Annotated in this window: 14 protein-coding genes and 1 pseudogene; 8 read left to right on the plus strand and 7 right to left on the minus strand. The window is 34.9% G+C overall.

What is annotated here, in order from left to right; genetic code table 11:
- The first annotated feature begins 83 nt into the window (after positions 1 to 83).
- Positions 84 to 2,456: a TonB-dependent receptor gene (locus C7377_RS01060; RefSeq protein ID WP_116495492.1), complete on the plus strand. Its 2,373-nt coding sequence runs from the start codon at positions 84 to 86 to the stop codon at positions 2,454 to 2,456.
- A gap of 77 nt (positions 2,457 to 2,533) precedes the next feature.
- Here the strand turns inward: C7377_RS01060 and C7377_RS01065 are convergent, their stop codons facing one another.
- Both C7377_RS01065 and C7377_RS01070 read right to left on the minus strand, forming a co-directional pair.
- Positions 2,534 to 3,754 (minus strand): HD domain-containing protein, encoded by a 1,221-nt coding sequence (locus C7377_RS01065; protein ID WP_207778379.1) that lies wholly within the window; start codon positions 3,752 to 3,754, stop codon positions 2,534 to 2,536.
- A gap of 6 nt (positions 3,755 to 3,760) precedes the next feature.
- Positions 3,761 to 4,729: a polyprenyl synthetase family protein gene (locus C7377_RS01070; RefSeq protein WP_116495494.1), complete on the minus strand. Its 969-nt coding sequence runs from the start codon at positions 4,727 to 4,729 to the stop codon at positions 3,761 to 3,763.
- Positions 4,730 to 4,848: 119 nt separating this feature from the next.
- Here C7377_RS01070 and C7377_RS01075 point away from each other — a divergent pair, with 119 nt between their 5' ends.
- Both C7377_RS01075 and dnaK read left to right on the plus strand, forming a co-directional pair.
- Positions 4,849 to 5,709 carry an ion transporter gene (locus C7377_RS01075; protein WP_116495495.1) on the plus strand — a complete coding sequence of 287 codons (861 nt, stop codon included), beginning with the start codon at positions 4,849 to 4,851 and terminating at the stop codon, positions 5,707 to 5,709.
- Between the two features lie 157 nt (positions 5,710 to 5,866).
- The gene (dnaK, locus tag C7377_RS01080; RefSeq protein ID WP_116495496.1) at positions 5,867 to 7,795 is read left to right on the plus strand and encodes a molecular chaperone DnaK; all 1,929 of its coding nucleotides are present in this window, start codon (positions 5,867 to 5,869) and stop codon (positions 7,793 to 7,795) included.
- 318 nt (positions 7,796 to 8,113) lie between these two features.
- Here the strand turns inward: dnaK and C7377_RS01085 are convergent, their stop codons facing one another.
- From C7377_RS01085 to C7377_RS01100, 4 genes and pseudogenes are all read right to left on the minus strand, one after another.
- Positions 8,114 to 8,794: an HlyD family efflux transporter periplasmic adaptor subunit gene (locus C7377_RS01085; protein WP_116495497.1), complete on the minus strand. Its 681-nt coding sequence runs from the start codon at positions 8,792 to 8,794 to the stop codon at positions 8,114 to 8,116.
- A 4-nt stretch (positions 8,795 to 8,798) separates the two neighbouring features.
- A pseudogene (locus C7377_RS01090) lies at positions 8,799 to 11,003 on the minus strand (peptidase domain-containing ABC transporter).
- A 5-nt stretch (positions 11,004 to 11,008) separates the two neighbouring features.
- A complete protein-coding gene (locus C7377_RS01095) occupies positions 11,009 to 13,348 on the minus strand; it encodes a TonB-dependent receptor (RefSeq protein ID WP_116495498.1) in 2,340 nt (779 codons plus the stop codon).
- Between the two features lie 13 nt (positions 13,349 to 13,361).
- Positions 13,362 to 14,090, minus strand: a complete 729-nt coding sequence (locus C7377_RS01100; RefSeq protein ID WP_116495499.1) for a hypothetical protein — start codon at positions 14,088 to 14,090, stop codon at positions 13,362 to 13,364.
- Positions 14,091 to 14,960: 870 nt separating this feature from the next.
- On the opposite strand from C7377_RS01100, the gene C7377_RS01105 reads away from it, so the two are divergent.
- Positions 14,961 to 16,313, plus strand: coding sequence for a sensor histidine kinase (locus tag C7377_RS01105; protein WP_116495500.1), 1,353 nt, complete (start codon positions 14,961 to 14,963; stop codon positions 16,311 to 16,313).
- Positions 16,310 to 16,978 carry a response regulator transcription factor gene (locus C7377_RS01110; RefSeq protein ID WP_116495501.1) on the plus strand — a complete coding sequence of 223 codons (669 nt, stop codon included), beginning with the start codon at positions 16,310 to 16,312 and terminating at the stop codon, positions 16,976 to 16,978. The genes C7377_RS01105 and C7377_RS01110 overlap by 4 nt, the downstream gene beginning before the upstream one ends.
- 13 nt (positions 16,979 to 16,991) lie before the next feature.
- Here C7377_RS01110 and C7377_RS01115 read toward each other — a convergent pair whose 3' ends face one another.
- On the minus strand, positions 16,992 to 17,234 hold the full coding sequence (locus C7377_RS01115) for a hypothetical protein (protein ID WP_116495502.1): 243 nt from the start codon (positions 17,232 to 17,234) through the stop codon (positions 16,992 to 16,994).
- A gap of 261 nt (positions 17,235 to 17,495) precedes the next feature.
- Between C7377_RS01115 and C7377_RS01120 the strand changes: the two genes are divergently transcribed.
- From C7377_RS01120 to C7377_RS01130, 3 genes are read left to right on the plus strand one after another with little or no spacing between them, the layout of a single operon-like run.
- Positions 17,496 to 18,554: a DJ-1/PfpI family protein gene (locus C7377_RS01120; RefSeq protein WP_116495503.1), complete on the plus strand. Its 1,059-nt coding sequence runs from the start codon at positions 17,496 to 17,498 to the stop codon at positions 18,552 to 18,554.
- Positions 18,555 to 18,565: 11 nt separating this feature from the next.
- On the plus strand, positions 18,566 to 19,024 hold the full coding sequence (locus C7377_RS01125; protein ID WP_116495504.1) for a DUF305 domain-containing protein: 459 nt from the start codon (positions 18,566 to 18,568) through the stop codon (positions 19,022 to 19,024).
- Positions 19,025 to 19,071: 47 nt separating this feature from the next.
- Complete coding sequence (locus C7377_RS01130; RefSeq protein ID WP_116495505.1) at positions 19,072 to 20,076, plus strand: NADP-dependent oxidoreductase; 1,005 nt, start codon at positions 19,072 to 19,074, stop codon at positions 20,074 to 20,076.
- Positions 20,077 to 20,107 lie beyond the last annotated feature (31 nt).

The following is a 20,107-nucleotide window of genomic DNA, read 5'->3' on the forward strand; positions in this document are numbered from 1 at the left end:
AAGCTGAATCTATACCATAGATTTAGCCAAAAGAACGTATTTACATTCAATAATATTCTATAAAAAACTAAATAAATCAAATTATGAAATTAATAAAATTTAGTTTCGTTGTGCTGTTATTATGCACAGTGAATAACATTATGGGAGCCAATATTCCCAATGAGCATGATAAGAAAACAGGAAACATCACTGGTGAGGTGATAGATGAAGATGGAGAACATCTTCCCTTTGCATCTGTTTCTTTAGTTGGTACCACCTTAGGTGCAACAACTGACCAAACAGGACATTATCTTTTAAAGTTTATACCCTCAGGAGAAGTCACTCTTGAAGTTCAATACTTAGGCTATAAACCACAAACTAAAGTCATTAACGTTGAAGCATTGAAATCAGCACAGGTAAATTTTCAGCTAGAAAAAGATGCTCTAGGTCTAGATGAGATTGTAGTAACTGGTGATAGAACGCAAAGAAATAGACAAGAAGCAACTACAATTGTGAGCACGATTTCACCTGAGATATTTAAAATCACACAATCCGCTACTTTCGGAGAGGGGCTAAATTTCACTCCTGGTCTTCGTCTGGAAAATGATTGTCAAAACTGCGGTTTCTCACAAGTGCGAATGAATGGAATGGAGGGACCATACTCTCAGATTCTCATCAATTCTAGACCTATATTTAGTGGTTTAGCGGGAGTATATGGTTTAGAATTAATTCCATCTAACATGATAGACCGAGTAGAAGTTGTACGCGGTGGTGGTTCTGCACTCTATGGTAGCAATGCAATAGCAGGAACAATCAACGTTATTCTAAAAGATCCTATTGGAAATACTTATGAAGCAGGTTTCAGCAGTTCGTTCATTGGTATTGGGTTAGATGATTCTGGTGATGTAGCCCAAGATTATGATGCACACTTCAATACGTCTCTAGTTTCGGATGATCATAAGACGGGTTTGGCCATTTATGGATTTTGGAGAGATCGAGAACCTTTTGATGCAAATAATGATACCTTTTCAGAAATCGCAGAGTTGAAAAACACTACAGTAGGAAGTCGCCTATACCACCGCTTTGGGAATAGAAGTAAGGTAACTGCAGATTTTTTCAACATTAAAGAAAACAGAAGAGGTGGTGACAAATTTGATTATGTTGAACATGAGGCTGGTATCGCTGAGTCTGTAAAACATGACATCCTTACAGGAGCATTATCTTATGACCAGTTTTTCAGAGAAAAAGATCTTTGGTCTGTTTACGTATCAGGACAGAGCGTAAAAAGAGACAGCTACTACGGTGCCGAACAATCTTTAGCTGATTATGGAAATACTGAAGACTTTACTTACACGATCGGTACACAATACAGTGCTCATTTCCATGGAGTCGGTGAACTCACTTTTGGTACGGAATTCGTAAAATCAGAATTAGAAGATACAAAGTTAGGCTATCTTGACTATGAAAATGCAGTAATAAAAGATGGGGCTATTGAATCTATCCCGCATACTGACAATACAACAGTTGCAGACCAAGAATCCACAACTTTCGGGGCATTTGCACAGTATGAAATGACATTTAACAAATTTAAGGCATCTGCAGGAGTTCGTTATGATCATTATAGCATAAAGGATAATACTGATAAAAGTGATGAGAAATCCGGCGATGTTTTTAGTCCACGTTTAACTTTAAAATATGATCCTGTAGATTATATTCAGCTACGTGTAAGCTACTCACAGGGTTATCGTGCTCCTCAAATTTTCGATGAAGACTTGCACATTGAAACTTCTGGTGCAAAAAAGATCATTCACAAAAACGATCCAGATTTAGAACAAGAAACCAGTCAGAGTTTTATGGCTTCCCTAGATTTCAATAAAGAAATAGGTAATGCTTTCGTTAATTTCCTTGTCGAAGGATTTTATACCAAATTAGATGATGCATTTGCTAATGAATTTAGCGCACCTGATGCTGATGGTGTTGTTACTTATACCCGTATTAATGCTGAAGGAGGTGCTAAAGTACAAGGCTTGAATATGGAGTTAAATGTTGTGCCTTCTTCTCAATTAAATTTCAAAGCTGGTTTTACGATTCAAAAAAGCGAGTACGAAGAAGAACAAGAACTGGGCGAGAAGAAATTCTTCCGTACACCTGATAATTATGGTTATATGACCTTGAACTATACACCTACCAAAGCATTAGGAGTGGCAATTTCAGGAAACTACACAGGTTCTATGTTAGTACCATACAATGAAGAGGTTTTAAAAGAATCTGATTCTTTCTTCGACTTGGGACTTAAAATAAATTATGATATTAAAATAAACGGAGCAAAACTTCGACTATTTACAGGAATGAAAAATATATTTAATTCATATCAAGAAGATTTTGATACCGGTATTGACAGAGATCCCGCATATATCTACGGACCTATGCAACCACGTACGGTTTACTTTAGTATCAAAATAGGAAACAATTTATAATAAATTAGTTAGACTTTAAAATTTTATAGTTTTTTCAAAAGAGCCCTGCAGTCTTTATTGGTTGTAGGGTTTCTTTTTTACAAAAGATTGACTATTTCTCTCGGATAAGATATAAAATAACGCACATCAGTAAAATTAAACTGATTATCATTCAACAGTGTTGAAACCTCGGCAATGTTTACTAATTCTCCATTTTTGTTTTTAAAAACTATGGGCGTATCCATACTGTGATAAGAGCGTGTTCCAATTTTGTGATGATACACAAAGTAATCTACTTCATCAGCTTGCAAGTCTAGCGTCTGCTCTGTTAGTTTGTTGACTTTCTGAATATATTCCTCACTGAATTCCTTTATTTCAACACTTATTTTATTCAAATCTCTAGTAATGAGGCGTTGTGATAAGGATTGCAATATGAAATCATCAGCATAGCACCACTCTTTCACACAGCAAAAAATGTCACTATCATCTAGTCTAACAAACATCTCTAAGGCTTCATCCGTAACTTCCTCTACATGATTTACTAAAAAATACTTCAAAGGCTCTGTTATAAAAAGTGCTACTTCTCCTCTCTCTAAGAGATAGCGAGCCCTTGCTATGATTTGTAAGAGCATCTCCTCAGCACTTAAAACCGTTTTGTGTAAATAAACTTGCCAATACATCATCCGGCGAGCCAGTAAAAATTTCTCTATTGAAAAAATGCCTTTACTGTCTATAACCAACTCATCATTTACGACATCGTACATTTTTATGATACGTTCACTGCCCACAGCCCCTTCGGCTACTCCCGTGTGAAAACTATCTCTTTTCAAATAATCTAATCGATCTACATCTGCCTGACTGCTCACCAACTGATGCAAAAACTTCCGATGATAGGTGTTTTTATAAATCGCAATAGCCGTGTCTAACCTTCCAGACAGTTCCTCGTTAATCTTCTCCATTATTTTCAAGGAGAAATTCTCGTGACTGCATTTTACCAAATGATACTCTAAAGTATGAGAAAAAGGGCCATGACCAATATCATGCAATAAAGAAGCTAATAATACTCCTTCCTCTTCCTCCTTATTAATGGGCACATCTTTTTTACGGAGCACCTTTACAGCAGTTCTCGCAAGATGGTAACAACCTAATGCGTGTTGGAAACGCGTATGTTCAGCTCCCGGATAAACCAGATAAGTCAATGCTAATTGCTTAATATTACGGAGCCGTTGAAAATAAGGATGATCAATAATCTTCCGTACAATATCCGTTTCTATATCAATCAATCCATAAAGAGGATCACTTATAATCTTATAACTCATCGTCATTTATTTTTTACGTGCAGTAGCAAAATAGGCTAATTGTTCTAATGCTCTTTTTTCTGGAGAATCTTCGAATCCATCTAAGAAAGACAGTGCTTTATCTCTATAAATATCCATTTGTTTTTCAGTGTAATCAGTTCCTCCATTTTCTCTTATGAATGTTGCTAATTCATCTAATTCAGTAGCCGTTTTCTTTTTCTTTTTAAACAACTTGAGATACCTCTTTGAATCTTCGGTTTGCGTTAGAGCAAAGATAAACGGCAAGGTCATTTTCCGCTCTTTCAAATCATTGTAAAGCGGTTTCCCTAATGCATTGGTCTTATCAAAATCTAATAAATCATCTTGCATTTGAAAAGCAATACCCAAATTAAGTCCATATTGATAGAGCTTTTCAATCTTCGCTTCATCGTCGGTTGCTGAAGTTGCACCTGCCTTTGCACAGGCTGCAAAAAGAGAGGCTGTTTTCTTTTGGATAATCGTTAAATATGCTCCTTCTGTATTCTGCAACTTGCGGACTTTATCTAATTGCAACAACTCGCCCTCACTGATTTCCTTTACTGCATTAGAAATGATTTCAAGCAAGTCAAACTCTTTGGCTTCCAAGGCAACAAGCATACTTCTTGACAATAAAAAATCACCTGCGAGTATAGCAATTTTAGATTTCCAAATAGCATAGACAGAGGCAATTCCTCTGCGTTGTTTGGCATCATCGACGACGTCGTCATGCAACAAAGTGGCTGTATGAAACAATTCCACCAACGTAGCCGAAGTATAGGAACTGGATGTGATATCTCCGCACAGTTTAGCCGACAACAACACTAAAACAGGGCGTAATTGCTTTCCTTTTTTCCGAAAAATATAAGCATTGACTGCATTTAAAAGAGATATATCCGTTTTGGCAGAATTCTTGAAAATCTTTTGAAAAACCTCGAGTTCCTTTTTGATTGGAGCTTTTATGGTGTTAATCGTTATCATAAATATATTGTAGGCTAATATTTAGCTAAAATACTGTTTTTTGCAGTACGAAAAAATTCAACATTTGTGTATATCCTATTTTTGCAGTAAGTTCGTAGTCTGTCTAATAATAGAAAAATATGTCTAAGGAGTCAGTAAAAAAGCTCAAAGCAAGACTTAGTAAAACTATTTTTGGGGTTTCTACTCCCGCAGGTAAAGCATTTGACATTACGCTTATTATCCTTATCATTTTGAGTATTCTTATGGTCATTTTGGAAAGTGTTCCAAGATATCATAAAAATTATGGGGATTATTTCTCTGTGATAGAATGGATAATTACCATCTTTTTTACGATTGAATACATTTTACGAATCTGGATTGTAGAAAGACCTTCCCGATATATTTTTAGTTTTTATGGAATAATCGATTTCCTTTCCATATTACCCTCATTCTTAGGTCTTTTCATTAGAGGCACTCAAGGCTTAGCGGTAATAAGAGGTGTCAGATTACTACGTATTTTCAGAATCCTAAAATTAAATAGATACACCTCAGCAGGTACTTTCCTTATCCGTGCATTGAAGGCTAGCACATCAAAAATTTCAGTATTCCTTTTTGCTGTTATCATGGCAGTTATAATTATTGGAACGTTAATGTATCTTATCGAAGGTCCTGAAAGTGGCTTCACAGATATTCCAACTGGAATATATTGGGCAGTTGTTACACTCACAACTGTTGGTTATGGAGACATTTCACCACTTACGCCCATTGGTCAATTTCTTGCGAGTGTAGTGATGATTCTCGGTTATGGAATTATTGCTGTACCAACGGGTATCGTCACTTCAGAGATTACAATGAAAAAACTCAATCCTTCAGAAGGAGATATTGACAGTTCTGAATTTGAAGGTAGAGAATGTCCTGAATGCGGTACAGTAGGTCACCGAAAATCAGCTGCGTATTGCTACAATTGTGGCGGACATTTGCAAGATCATTTGTTAGATTAAAACTGACATTCTGTCACTAAAAATCCCCTGTTTTATAATCTTTTCTCCTAAATGTGGCATTTTTCATTGTTTCGCAACTGCCATCCAAGTTTTGGTATAGCTATTGCATTTAAGGGAGTGTAAACTTGAAAAATAAATAATTAAAATAATAAGAATAATGGGAAAAATTATTGGAATAGACTTAGGAACAACCAACTCTTGCGTTTCCGTAATGGAAGGTAATGAGCCGGTAGTAATTCCTAATAGCGAAGGAAAAAGAACAACTCCATCTATCGTAGCATTCGTTAAGGATGGCGAACGAAAAGTAGGTGATCCTGCTAAACGTCAAGCGATTACCAACCCTGAAAAAACGATTAGTTCTATTAAACGTTTCATGGGTGAAACTTACGACCAAGTAAGTAAGGAAGTGGAAAGAATGGCGTATAAAGTGGTCAAAGGTGATAACAATACGCCACGTGTGGTTATTGATGACAGAAAATATTCTCCTCAAGAAATCTCTGCAATGATTCTTCAGAAAATGAAGAAAACGGCAGAAGACTACTTAGGACAAGAAGTAACGGAAGCAGTTATTACTGTGCCTGCTTACTTTAGTGATTCTCAACGTCAAGCGACTAAGGAAGCCGGACAAATCGCCGGATTGGAAGTTAAACGTATTATCAACGAGCCAACTGCTGCTTCTCTTGCCTATGGATTAGATAAGAAGAGTGATGATATGAAAATTGCAGTCTTCGACCTTGGTGGTGGTACTTTCGACATCTCTATCCTTGAGTTGGGAGATGGTGTGTTTGAAGTAAAATCAACGAATGGTGATACACACCTTGGTGGTGACGATTTCGACCAAGTAATCATTGACTGGTTAGCTGAAGAGTTTAAAGCTGATGAGAATATTGATTTGCGTAAAGACCCAATGGCTTTACAACGTCTAAAAGAAGCTGCTGAGAAAGCTAAAATTGAATTATCAAGCAGTTCAAGCACAGAAATCAACTTACCATACATTATGCCAGTTGATGGTGTACCAAAACACTTAGTACGTACATTGTCAAGAGCTAAATTTGAGCAATTAGCAAGCTCACTTATCGAGGCGGTAATACCTCCTTGTAAAGCAGCTCTTAAAGATGCAGGATTGTCTAATTCTGACATTGACGAAGTAATTCTTGTAGGTGGATCAACACGTATCCCTGCTATACAAGAAAAAGTAGAGAAATTCTTTGGAAAGACTCCATCAAAAGGAGTAAACCCTGATGAAGTAGTAGCTTTAGGAGCAGCAATTCAAGGTGGTGTGTTAACAGGAGAAGTAAAAGATGTGTTGTTACTTGACGTAACTCCTCTATCTCTTGGTATTGAAACTATGGGAGGTGTAATGACGAAGCTCATTGAAGCAAACACTACAATACCAACCAAAAAGTCAGAGACATTTACTACTGCTGCAGACAACCAACCATCTGTTGAGATTCACGTATTGCAAGGTGAACGTCCAATGGCAAATGGCAATAAAACGATTGGTCGCTTCCACTTAGACGGTATTCCACCAGCACGTAGAGGTACTCCACAGATTGAAGTTACTTTCGATATTGATGCTAACGGTATCCTTAACGTTTCAGCCAAAGATAAAGGAACTGGTAAAGAGCAGAGTATCCGTATCGAGGCATCTTCAGGATTATCTGATGATGAAATCAACAGAATGAAGGACGAAGCTAAAGCTAACGAAGCTGCCGATAAAGAAGCTAAAGAAAAGGTGGATACTATCAACCAAGCAGACAGTTTAATTTTCCAAACAGAGAAACAACTCGAAGAGCTTGGAGATAAAATACCTGCTGATAAGAAAAAGCCTATCGAGGATGCATTAGCAAAATTGAAAGAAGCACACAAGTCACAAGATGTACCTGCTATCAAAACAGCGATGGATGAATTGAACAAAGAATTCCAAGCAGTTTCACAAGACATCTATAATGCACAGGCTCAAGCACAAGGACAGCCTGGCGAAGCTGGACCACAGCCTGGAGGAAATCCACAAGCTAATGAAGGAAATGCTTCACAAGGTGGTGACGATGATGTAACTGATGTTGACTTCGAGGAAGTGAAATAATCACTGTTAAAAAATTAAAATACAATCAAACCCCGATATCTCAAAGTTATTGGGGTTTTACTTTATGATTATATACACCTTTACTACAACTCAAAAAGTTGAAATAAGTAATACGAAGCTCCTAGAAAATTGCATCAGAATGGTTACTAAGTCGAAGATGTATTAGTTTCGAAAGCTATAAGACTGCTTAATATTTATTTTTATTTAATTGATTATGTGTTGATAAAAAAACTTCTCCAAATAAAATATGATAACTCACCAAATTAATAGACAGAAAGAGAGGATATAAATGCTCTGTCTAAAAAATTGTGTGAGTTATCACATTAATAATTTTGAGAAGTATCTTAACACACTTTTTTCTTGCAATATAACTTTTCCTTTAAGCGAAGTAGCTATTATGGAGTGATAACTTATTTCAACTCGTACGTTGAATAAATTTGACCTTGTTGGTATAAGATAGATTTGGGAAATCTGTCCGTTAATTTGTTGTCCGAAATCGTCTAAAAGTTCAACCTTTTGCCCTTTATTTAGCATTGCTTTTTGTGAGGCATTCACTTCACATTCTCCATAAATGCTTGTTGCTACTTGAGGAACGACCAAACAAAGTAAATCTCCTTTTTTCACCTTATCATTATTCTGTACATTCCAAATAAGTTTTCCCTCTGTAGGTGCTTTTATTGGTAAAAGTGTATCATTTTGTAATAATTTACCCACCACTTGTTCTGCTTTGACCATTTTAGGGAAACTGTCAATCAGCAAAATGCCGTTGGTAGAGGCGTGTATCTTTTCTATTGCAGGAACTCTTTGAATTGTTACCTCTATGGGTAAGGTCTTTTTGTAAGGAATAAATGCAGAAACACCTACCAAAATAAGTAATGCCAAACCAATAATTAAAATCCCTTGACGAATGAGTAAAGAAGGAATTTGTCCCACGATATTACGCACTTTCTCACTACGTAACTCTATGCTTTTTTCTGTATGTTGCGTCTTATTATCCATTTTGTTAATTTCCTAATTCCAACTGATTCTTTACTAATTCGTAATATTTTCCTCGCTTGACAGTTAATTCTTCGTGGTTGCCTACTTCTGCAATTTTGCCTTTATCCAACACTACGATTTGGTCGGCACTTTTTACTGTACTCAATCGATGTGCTACAACAATTACAGTTTTATCCTTATAAAACTGTTCCAAATTTTCAACGATTGCTTTTTCATTATTGGCATCAAGAGCGTTGGTTGCTTCATCTAAAAAGACAAATTGTGGATTTTTATAAGCGACCCGTGCAATTAAAATCCGTTGGCGTTGTCCTTGACTTACCCCCTGTCCGTCTTGTCCTATTTTGGTATTATAGCCTAAGGGCAAGTTCTCAATATAGTCGGCAATATTGGCAACTTGTGCTGCATATCTGATTTTTTCTAAATCCAGAGTGTCATCGGAAATGGCAATATTATTGGCAATAGTATCAGAAAATAAATAGCCTTCCTGCATTACTGCACCGCAAACAGTTCGCCACCAAGTCAAATTAAATTCTTCCAAATTTTGTTTACCTATTAAGATATTCCCTTCATTGGGCGAATAATAGCCCAGAAGCAATTTTACAAGCGTTGTTTTTCCGCTACCACTTGCACCAACGATAGCAGTAGTTTTACCTTGTGGTATTTGTAAATTGATGTTATCCAAAACATATTCGGGGTGAGTTCCATCGTATTTAAAGCACAAGTCTTTAATATTGATTGTTTTTTCATCTTTTTGTAACTCTGTAAGCGTTCTATTTTCGTTTTCCTCATTCTTCTGAGTATGTATTTCATTCATACGGTCAAGGCTGATGCTTACATCTTGCCATTGTTAGATAAACGACATTATTTGCTCTATGGGACTATTTAATTGTCCGATAATGTACTGAATTGCCAGCATCATACCAAGCGTTAGGTTCCCATTAATTACAGCCGTGGCAGCCACTACGGTTATTAGAATGTTTTTGAGTTCATTAATGAGAATACTGCCTGCCTCTTGTGTTTGTTGTAAGGAGAGCGATTCCATATTCACATCGAAAAGGTCAGCCTGTACATCTTCCCATTCCCAACGTTTACGTTGTTCACAACCTTGCAGTTTTATTTCCTGCATTCCGGTAATCATTTGATAAACCACGTTACGATTTATCCCTTGTTGCTCGAATAATTTATAATCTAGCAAACGGCGTTTTTTCAAGAAAAACAGTATCCAAATTCCATACAGAACACTACCTATAAGGAAGATGCAGAAAATAAGTAAGTTGTAATAGAACAATACCACACCAAAGACGATAAAAGTAAAAATGGAAAACAGCAAATTAAGGGTTTGTGCAGTAAGGAAGCGTTCTATTCTTCGGTGGTCTTCTATACGTTGAATAAGGTCGCCTGTCAATTTGGTATCAAAAAACTTCATCGGTAGTTTCATCAATTTAATAAAAAAGTCAGAAATCAATGAAATATTGATACGAGTGCTGATATGCAATAGTATCTTTCGGCGAATAAAGTCAATAGCAGTCCTGCTGAAAAGTAGCATCAATTGTGCGATTAATATCAACCAAATGAAACCGATGTCTTTTCCACTAATTCCGGTATCTACAATGGCTTGGGTAAGGAATGGGAAAATGAGTTGCAAAATACTGCCTATAAAAAGCCCCAAAATAAGCTGGGTAAAGTAACGTTTGTAACGCACAAGGTATTTCCATAGGAATTGTAAGCGTTTTTTTCCGTGTAACTCGTCGCCCTCTTGCTCATAAAATAGATGCGTAGGCTCTAAAAGCAGTGCTACTCCTTTTTCTTCTCCATTAGTTTGTGTGCTTATCCAATGTGAGCAAAATTCTTCTTTATTGTAGGTAATAAGTCCTTTGCCTGGGTCAGCAACATAAACGTTGTATTCTTTTCGAGTTTTCTTTACCTCATAAACGACTACAAAATGGTCTTGATTCCAATGAACAATGCAAGGTAAAGGTGCTTTTTCTACCAGCTTTTCAAAAGTAAGTCGTCCACCCACAGTACGAAAACCTATTTTTTCGGATGCTCGACTAATGCCCAGCAAGGAAACTCCATCACGCCCAATAAAGGACTGTTGTCTTAATCCATCTAATGTATAATTTTTCCCATAGTGTTTGGCTATCATACATAGACAGGCAGGACCACAGTCCATTGCATCGGGTTGTTTTATGAGGGGAAAAGGTTTCATAGTAATTAAAATGTAGCTGCATCAGTGTCTTTATTTTCTAACTTTCGTTTCACATTGTATGATTTTCCTTTATGGAAATTCCAACTAAAGCCGAAAACAAACATTGTTTTGTTATCCCAAATTTTTGAGTCTGAAGTGTAAGCAACCAAACTTTTGTCCAAAGTTTCTGAGTGGTATTTTGATGGCTGTCCTGCCCAATAAAGTCCCGAAGAAAAACTAAAGTTCTTGTAACGATAACGAGCCATAAAAAGGGAATGATTTTCATCATCATTTAAGTATGCTCCATTCAGTTCATCAGAAACAAAGGAATGACTGTAAGAAACAGATAAGTCTTTCCATTTGAATATTCCTTCCAAATATAATGGAGTGTACCAATGTGAAATTTTGCCTACTAAATCACTATTGACAGACTGTTTTAATGCTTGGTAACTTCCTTTTACTGTAAAAACATTTGAGCCAAATGGCATAATGGCTCCACTAATATACGCACCATAATAGTTGGCACTATTTGCATTTTCTTTAGTCAAAGTGATATAAGAATCATTCCTTTCATAACTAAAATACTGATTAATGGGATTCTCTGTGTGTACATAAAGCACAGCTGTGCCTATATCAAAATATTTCCCATCAAAGGAATGCACCAATGCAATACTTGAGTTAATTTCTTTTTCTAACATAGGATTTCCTTTGCTTACAATATCAGGAGTTAGAAGTTGTGCATTTTTACTTAAATCTGCAACAGAAGGCAAGTCTGTATCTCGTTCAGCAATCAAACGAAAAGTGTGGTTATTATTTAATGTATAACCTAACATTAATTGAGGTGTAAATACGAATTTATCGTATTCATTAGAAAAACTATTATTATGAATTAGTGTTCCTCCAAGACTCAAGCGATAAAGTAAATTATTCTTTTTACCTGTAAACTCACTATATAAGTATTGTTCGCTGTAACGAGAGTCATAATTATAATTTCCAAAAACATTAGAAATATCAGATTTTAACCAACTCGAAGTAATTTTATATCCTGCATTAAATTGACCAATTTCTGTATTTTTCGCATAGACAACTTCCCCAATTAAAGATTTTTTACGATTATTTAAGCGCATAATATCCGTTAAACTTTCATTCATATTAGGAAGTTCAAACTCTCGGTTTTCGTTATCTACTTCCGTACGAAACATCGTTCCTACCACGTTCAGCGAAATATCGGAAGTTTCCGTTAGTTTTCGCCAGTAATAAATATCAACAACAGGGGTAATGATTTTTGTGTCATTATTAAACTTTCCCGTATAATTTTGTTGAGTTGTTCCAAAATGATTGAAGATGTTTTTTGTACCATTCGAGAAAGAAGTCTTAAAGTTAGGACTTATTCCAATTTGAAAAACGTATTTATCTTGTACTTGGTTGGTAAATTTTAATCCAATTTTATGATTCGTATAGCCAAAAGCATCTTTCTCAAGATAGTTACTTTCCCTATCTTCATTATTTAGCGTGTATTTATACGTTTGTGTTTTCTCTCTATCATCATAATCCCGATAATTTACAGCATACTCCATCGTGAATTGATTATGTCCTTTGTTATATTTGAAATAGATATTATCATTTCCGAACCCTGTGGTAAATGCGTGAGAGACATCTATGCCACCACCATAACCATCATCAAGTGTTTTGGTTATAATATTTATTACACTACCACTTTTTGCATATCGTGCCGGAGGAATATCATAATATTCTACTTTTAGCACTTTATCAGGAGGTAAGAGTTTTAATTCATTGTCCGTAGCACGTACTCCATTTATCAAAACTTGCATAGACCCGCCACGAATATCTTTCAATTTCCCTGATTGTCCATCAATGGTAAGTTGTGGCATTGTAACCATTAAGTCTTTGGAATAACGTGCTGATTTTATTTCCTCTTGGGTAAATGTACGTACTGTTTTATCTACATATTGAGCAGTGCGAGAGCCTTCCACTACTACTTCCGAAAGCATCTGTGCATCTTCTTCTAATTGAAAATTTCGCTTTAATGTATTTCCTACTGATGGTAATGAAATACGCGTTTCTTTCTTAATTGTTTTGTATCCAATACAAGACACTTCCAATAGATAGCGTCCCATTTTAAGATTTTCGAAGAGATAGTTTCCCTCAAAATCAGTAACTTCTCCTGTTACTACTTTTGTAGTATCCGCAAGGTCATACAAGGTAATATTAGCAAAAGGAACAGGAACTATTTTTTCATTTTCCTTCGTTGTTATTGTACCTTGTACTTTTACTTGTGCAAATATATTTGTAAGCAAAAAACAACAACATATTATCAATCCTATTTTTTGAATTAAATTCTTCATACAGTACCATTTTTTATTTATCCTGTTCTATTTTCTTTATTGGAACTAATCGCCAACTTGGTTTTTCTGACCTATCACCTACTTTTAACATTATATTTAAAACTCCATCATATATAGGATTCTCTGTTTCTGAAACGTTAAAATATTCCATGTATTCTACTAAGTCTTTTGCTCGAAAATTTTTAATCTTTTCATAGGTCTGCATATCAGCTTCTCCTCCATTAAGCCACAACTTCACAGAGCCACCATTCAAAGTGGTAAATTCGCCATCTTCTTCCTCAATCATTGGTAGTTGAAGTATCATTTGTTCTAAAAGAGTTTTTTTATTAAAATCATAAGGCTTAAATTTTTGAGAAGAAACAGTTTGTTCGTTATAATTCTCTGGAACTTCCAATTTTGCATCTATATTGATATTGTATTTTTTTATGCGACCATTATTTCGTGGTACTTTAAACCATTGCTCTTTAACATTTGGTGCATATACTTTTAAGATATACTCTTGCTCCACGTCAATATTTCTAATGATATATCGTCCTTTAGCTTCCGATAATCTTACGGCTAAAACATTCTCTGGATTTTCCACTTCACACAATTTCACTACTGCAAAAGGTACCATATGTTGCACTCCATTAGCATCTTCATAATAAGAATGCCCCATGTAATACAACTCGTCATTTTGTTGTGCATTCCCTATTATAATTACTGATATTAAAACTATTATTGTTAAAAGTGTTCTTTTCATAACTTATTTATTTATTTATAATTTTGATATTCTAGACAATACCATTTGATTATTAAAGTTCTGTATAATATAATCTGACACTGAAAAATTTGAATCTAATGCACACCCTAGAGAATCTCCATTTTCAATCTTAGCTTGAGAGCAGAATCCTTTACAGGCTGGCAATAATTTGCATTCTCTGCTTTTCGAGTTTCCTTCTTCTTTGTTTCCATTTTATTTATATTTTAGGTTTTACAATTAAGTCATCGTTTTAGGAGATTAACTTTTTATCGCTCCATTGTTTGCAAACATTTATTGAAAAACTTTTCTTTTGCATTGTACACCTACAAAATACTAAGTTGGTCAATCCTTTGATTTAACTCTTCCTTATTCTATATTTTTTCCCATTTATGTAAATGGTGATGTATTCTCCTTCTCCCTCATTTGAATATCCGCCTTTCACTGCATTCATTTCATTTACAGTTAACACTTCTACTAACCCATCACTCCATTGCTTTTTTTTTTGCTTTCATTGTTTCTTTTTTTTGATTAAACTTAGTTATTAAACTGGGTTGAAGTTAAAAAGTATCTCTGAAAAAACTCTAATAAGAAAATGAGGATTTGCTTTGCTTTTTTCAGATTGTCATTAGGAAAGTATGAGGATTTTGTTAGAAAACTTTTATGAATATCCTTTTATATAGCTGACGATGCTAAGTGTTTCTATGAGCCGGCTGAATTACCTTTAGTGGCATGGCAAATAAGCGTAATTTATTAGAAACAATGAGATTTTTTATTAGAAAGATTTTTTGCAAACAATTAAATTTAAACGCTCTCTAAATAAAATCAGAGAAAAAAGTTCGTTTTTGACTACTTTTGTGAAAAAATAATTGGATGCGTAAATTAATTCCCATAGCGTTTTTAGTTTTGGCAATACTTGTTTTTTCACAAGCTTTGTGGGTATCTCAATTTATTAGGCAAGAAAGAACTAATTTCCAATCTTCGATAATAAAAGAACTAAGGCAAATAATTAATTTTCACGCAACGGAGAAGTTTGGACTAGAAGATTCAGAAAACCCTAATAAGCAAACTCTTACTTTTGAAGATGCTTCTCTAGACACCACTATAAATGACCAAGATGCTATTGCTGTTTACCATTTGGATACTAAAAATTATGGTCATCTCAAAAGTAATTTTTCAGAGTTAGTTAGTAATGTTTTCGCCGACTTAGCACTATCACAACAGAAATTTCACTTGAAACAAGTAGATTCTCTTTTTCAGGAAAATTTTATCGATTTTGGTCAAATAGCAAGTTATAAAATGCTACTGTTAAAAAATGGAGAAGCATTTGATAGTATTTCTTATCAAAATTGGAACACAAATGATACCTTACTTATCAAAATTCCATTAGGCACAGAAGGTACGTATTCTTTTGAGGGGAGTTTCCAAATCAAAAATTCGGCTTTTGTTAGAAACTTGATAACATCTATTGGAATTGCAGCTTTTGCTATCATTTTAGTAGCGTTTTTTATCGGTTGGCAACTGATAGCACTGCAAAAAAGCAAACGGAAATTAGAATGGAAACAAAAGGTTGTTGCAGGAATCGTCCACGACCTCAAATCGCCATTGGCTCACGTTTATACGGTCTTGGACTTCTTTTCACAAACCGAACAAAATGAGCTGAAAAAAGAACAACTAACTGTGGCGGGAAGTCGAGTGAAATTACTCACAGAAAAAATTGCCCATACGCTTTCCGTTTTTAAAGCACAAGACGGTAATATCACATTAAATATTGCTACGTATGCACTGCGTGAGAAATGTGTTGAATTGATAGAAGAATTGCAAAAGACCTATGCAAATAAAGAAATTACAACAGCTTTATCCATACCCGACAATCTACAACTAAAAGTTGATGAATTGTATTTTGACTCCGTACTTAGAAACCTTATTGAAAATGCGATAAAATATTCATCTGAAAATGTACAGCTGAGTATTTCAGCGGAGATTGGCAATAAAAAAATATATCTTCACATTGCAGACAACGGACAGGGTATTGCCCGAGAGGAGCAAAAAAAGGTTTTTAAAGAGTATTATCGTTCTAAAAATACAACAAGCAAAGGACACGGCATTGGTCTATCTTTTACTAAAATGATAGTGCAAAAACACAAAGGAATGATAACTTTGCATAGCGAATTAGGAAAAGGAAGTACCTTTACGCTTTGTTTCCCTAAAACAATCATTGTATGATAGCACAACGAATTCTTTTGGTAGATGATGATACGGAATTAGGCAATTTTGTAAGTATGGCTCTTACTTCTTTAGGTTATCAAGTCCATTTTCAAAATTCTTTATTAGGCGTAGAAAGCATCATTAGGGATTTTTCGCCGTCCATCATCTTATTTGATGTGGAAATTGGTGCGGACAATGGTATTGAAAAAGCCGAAACAATTCTTAAACATTTTAAAAATATTCCTATTCTTTTTATTTCTTCCCACACCGATGCGCAAATAGTGGCTAAAGGCATTACAACTGGAGGGGTTGGCTATATCAGAAAACCTTTTAAAATCACAGAACTTGCCGCTTATATAAAAAGATTCGCATTAGACCCCAATATTTTCAATCTCAGCCAATATAAACTCAATGCTAAGGACAGTACTTTGTTTTACAATGATAGTTTGATCAAAAAACTAAGCACTTTAGAATTTAAATTATTGCATCTACTTATTTTGAAGAAGAACACGATCGTTTCTAAAGAGCAAATCGCAACTACTCTTTGGGGTGGTGAATTAGATGAGGGCTATGAGGCAAGTATCAATAACCTTAATTCAAAACTTCGGGAACTGCTAAATAAAGATTCAAAAATTACCATTGAAACAATCCGGGGAAAAGGCTTTCGATTGATTTTTGAATAATTAATGTACTATTTTACAAATCTTCTTCAGGGAGACTGTAATGCTGATTCTCTTCATCCTTTGTATCTTCGGGATTTCTATCATCTGGCAATGTTCGTCCGGGTATATCTAAGTTTTCACCTTCAAAATCCACGGGTCGTTCTCTTTCTTTTAAAATTTCATCATCTCCCCCATCATTACGTAAGTGAGAATCATCTAATCTTTCTTTCTCCTCTTTTGTAACGTCAGGATTGAAATCTTGCTCTTTCTTACTCATAATTTCAATTTTAAATGGTTTATATACTAAAAAACTACATAAACCTTACCACAATTTTTAAATATTAAATTTAAAAAAATAATTTAATTACATATCTCGACCTGCAAATATTTAGAGACAGAGAAACAAGAGTATTATCCAAATATTTCAAACCAAATTTATCTCGTTTCAGTAAGTTTTTGGATAGGTATTTGTTGAATAACTTTAGAGAATATTGCAAATTACAACAAAGAAATCATAAACATTTAAAATTGATAAAAAATGATTAGATCACTTTTAGGTATAGCACCAATTCCAACAGGCGAAGACGCCTATAGACCCTCTCATTTAGCAATAAAAAAAGCTACGTCATCAAAGACAGATTATCAAGAAATAGATTATGAGAAAATAACCGGAGTTAATCCGTACGAAGGACTTGGTAAAAAAGTTTTAATGCTCTGCACCGAAGAGAAACTTTTAGAGATGAAAAATGGAAAAAAATTCTCTACGGGTAATCATCCTGTGGAAATGTTTGTTCCGATGTTGCATCTAGAAAATGCAGGGTTTGATATCGATATAGCGACCCCAACAGGCAAATCTGTAAAAATAGAAATGTGGGCAATGCCTGATGAAGACAAGCATGTACGTACGATTTTTTCAAAATATGCAGAACAATTGGAAAATCCTATAAACTTAGCAGAATTTGTTCAAAAGGATATGGAAAACAGTACCGATTATGTCGGTGTTTTTATACCAGGAGGTCACGGAGCACTTTTAGGACTTCATGATGATAAAAATGTAGGCAAGTTGCTACGCTGGGTATATGAAAAAGATTTATATACTATGGTCATCTGCCATGGACCTGCGGCTTTATTATCACTTGCTGATAAGGAAGGCAAAGATTCATTCATCTATAACGGTTACGAAATTGTTGCATTTCCTGATGTAGCGGATGGTTTGCTCCCATATATTGGTTACTTGCCAGGTAAATTACCTTGGAAATTTGGTAAAAAATTAAACGACTTAGGTATCTCTATAGTAAATGTCGCAGATAATGAAAGATGCCATGTTGATAGGAAACTAATTTCCGGAGCTAGTCCATTAGCCGCCAATAAGTTTGGAGAAACTATTGTTAAAGAGTTGCTAAAGACGGTTCAAACATTCAAAGATAAAACGAAAGTTGTTCCTCAAGATGTCGTTAATACACCAAAAGATAAAGAGGGAATGCCAAAACCAAAAAACCCAATCGTACAACCGCAAAATGAGAATAAACCGAACTTCGACAAAGAGAATAAAGGGAAAGATAATAAATCGAATTACGGCTTTGATGAAGTACACTAAAACGCAATAAAATGAAAAATTCAAATTATACAAGATTTATATTGATGCTGGTCTGCTCAGCAATATCCATGTACATAACCATGTATTTCAATACCTATGAATTAAGCCATGTATTTTTTAGCTGGACAAGAATGTATATGACGCTGATAGGTATTGGTGGGATGGCAATTATTATGTTTTTATTTATGCGTAAAATGTATAAAAATAAATCTAAAAACATTGCTATCGTTGTGGGAAGCGTTTCACTAATGGTGCTTTCTACATTCTTAGTAAGACAACAAATTCCAATAGATGATATGAGGTGGATGCGTGCGATGATTCCACACCATTCTATTGCAATATTGACAAGTAACAAAGCGGACCTAAAAGACCCTGAAGTACGACAACTTGCTGATGAGATTATCGAAGCTCAAGAAAGAGAAATCAAAGAAATGAAGCAGATGATAAAACGTCTAGAAAATAAAAAATAATTGTTTAGCTTTACAATAATGTGCAATAAATCAAATCATAAATAGTTATGAAAGCGTTATTAATAACAGGATATGGAGATGTCAAGGATAACTTGAAATTTTCACAAATCGACAAACCGAAGATAAAAGAAAATCAAGTATTAGTTGAGGTGTATGCTGCGAGCACCAACCCGGTAGATTATAAAATTATAAAAGGAGAACTTAAACCTATTAAAAAATTGGATTTCCCAGCACGTATCGGCTATGATGTAGCAGGCGTTGTGGTAGAAAAAGGAGCAAATGTCAAAGACTTTAATGTTGGTGATGAAATTTTTTCTCGTGTATCAGGTATGTCTCCAGGTACTTTTGCAGAGTTTGTTGCTATAGATAGTGAATTAGTTTGTCCAAAACCTAAACAACTTAGTTTATCAGGAGCTGCAAGCTTACCTTTAGTGGGAGTAACGACCATACAAGTCTTCAATGAGGCACATCTAAAGAAGGGCGATAAAGTGTTGATACATGCAGGTTCAGGAGGTATCGGCACATTCGCCATTCAATACGCCAAGAGTAAAGGTGCTTACGTGTACACTACAACAAGTACAAAAAACGTAGATTGGGTTAAAGAACTCGGAGCTGACCGCGTCATTGATTATAAAAAAGAGAATTATCTTGATATTGCCAAAGAAGTAGATGTGGTATATGATACCTTAGGTGATGATTATACCTACGATGCCTTTAAAGCCATAAAGAAGGGAGGAAAAGTTATCACCCTTGTCGGAGTCATGGATAAAGAATCTGCAAAAGAATTGGGTCTTAATTGGTTTTATCGTTTCATTCTTAGTCTGAAAAGAATCAAAATCAATAAAGAAATCAAACGTAAATCGGCTCATTACAAATTCATTTTAATGGAACCTAATAAAGAGCAAATCTGTGAAATAAAGAAACTTGCAGATGATGGATTTATAAAACCCGTAATTGACAGAGAGTATCCATTTTCTGAAGCTATTGAAGCATTACAATATCAAAAAACAGGTAGAGCAAAAGGCAAAATTATCATCAAGGTAAAAGAATAAAATAAACTTAATAAAAGACTTTGAAATATTT

Source organism: Balneicella halophila (genome assembly GCF_003096835.1).
Taxonomy (GTDB): Bacteria; Bacteroidota; Bacteroidia; order Bacteroidales; family Balneicellaceae; genus Balneicella; species Balneicella halophila.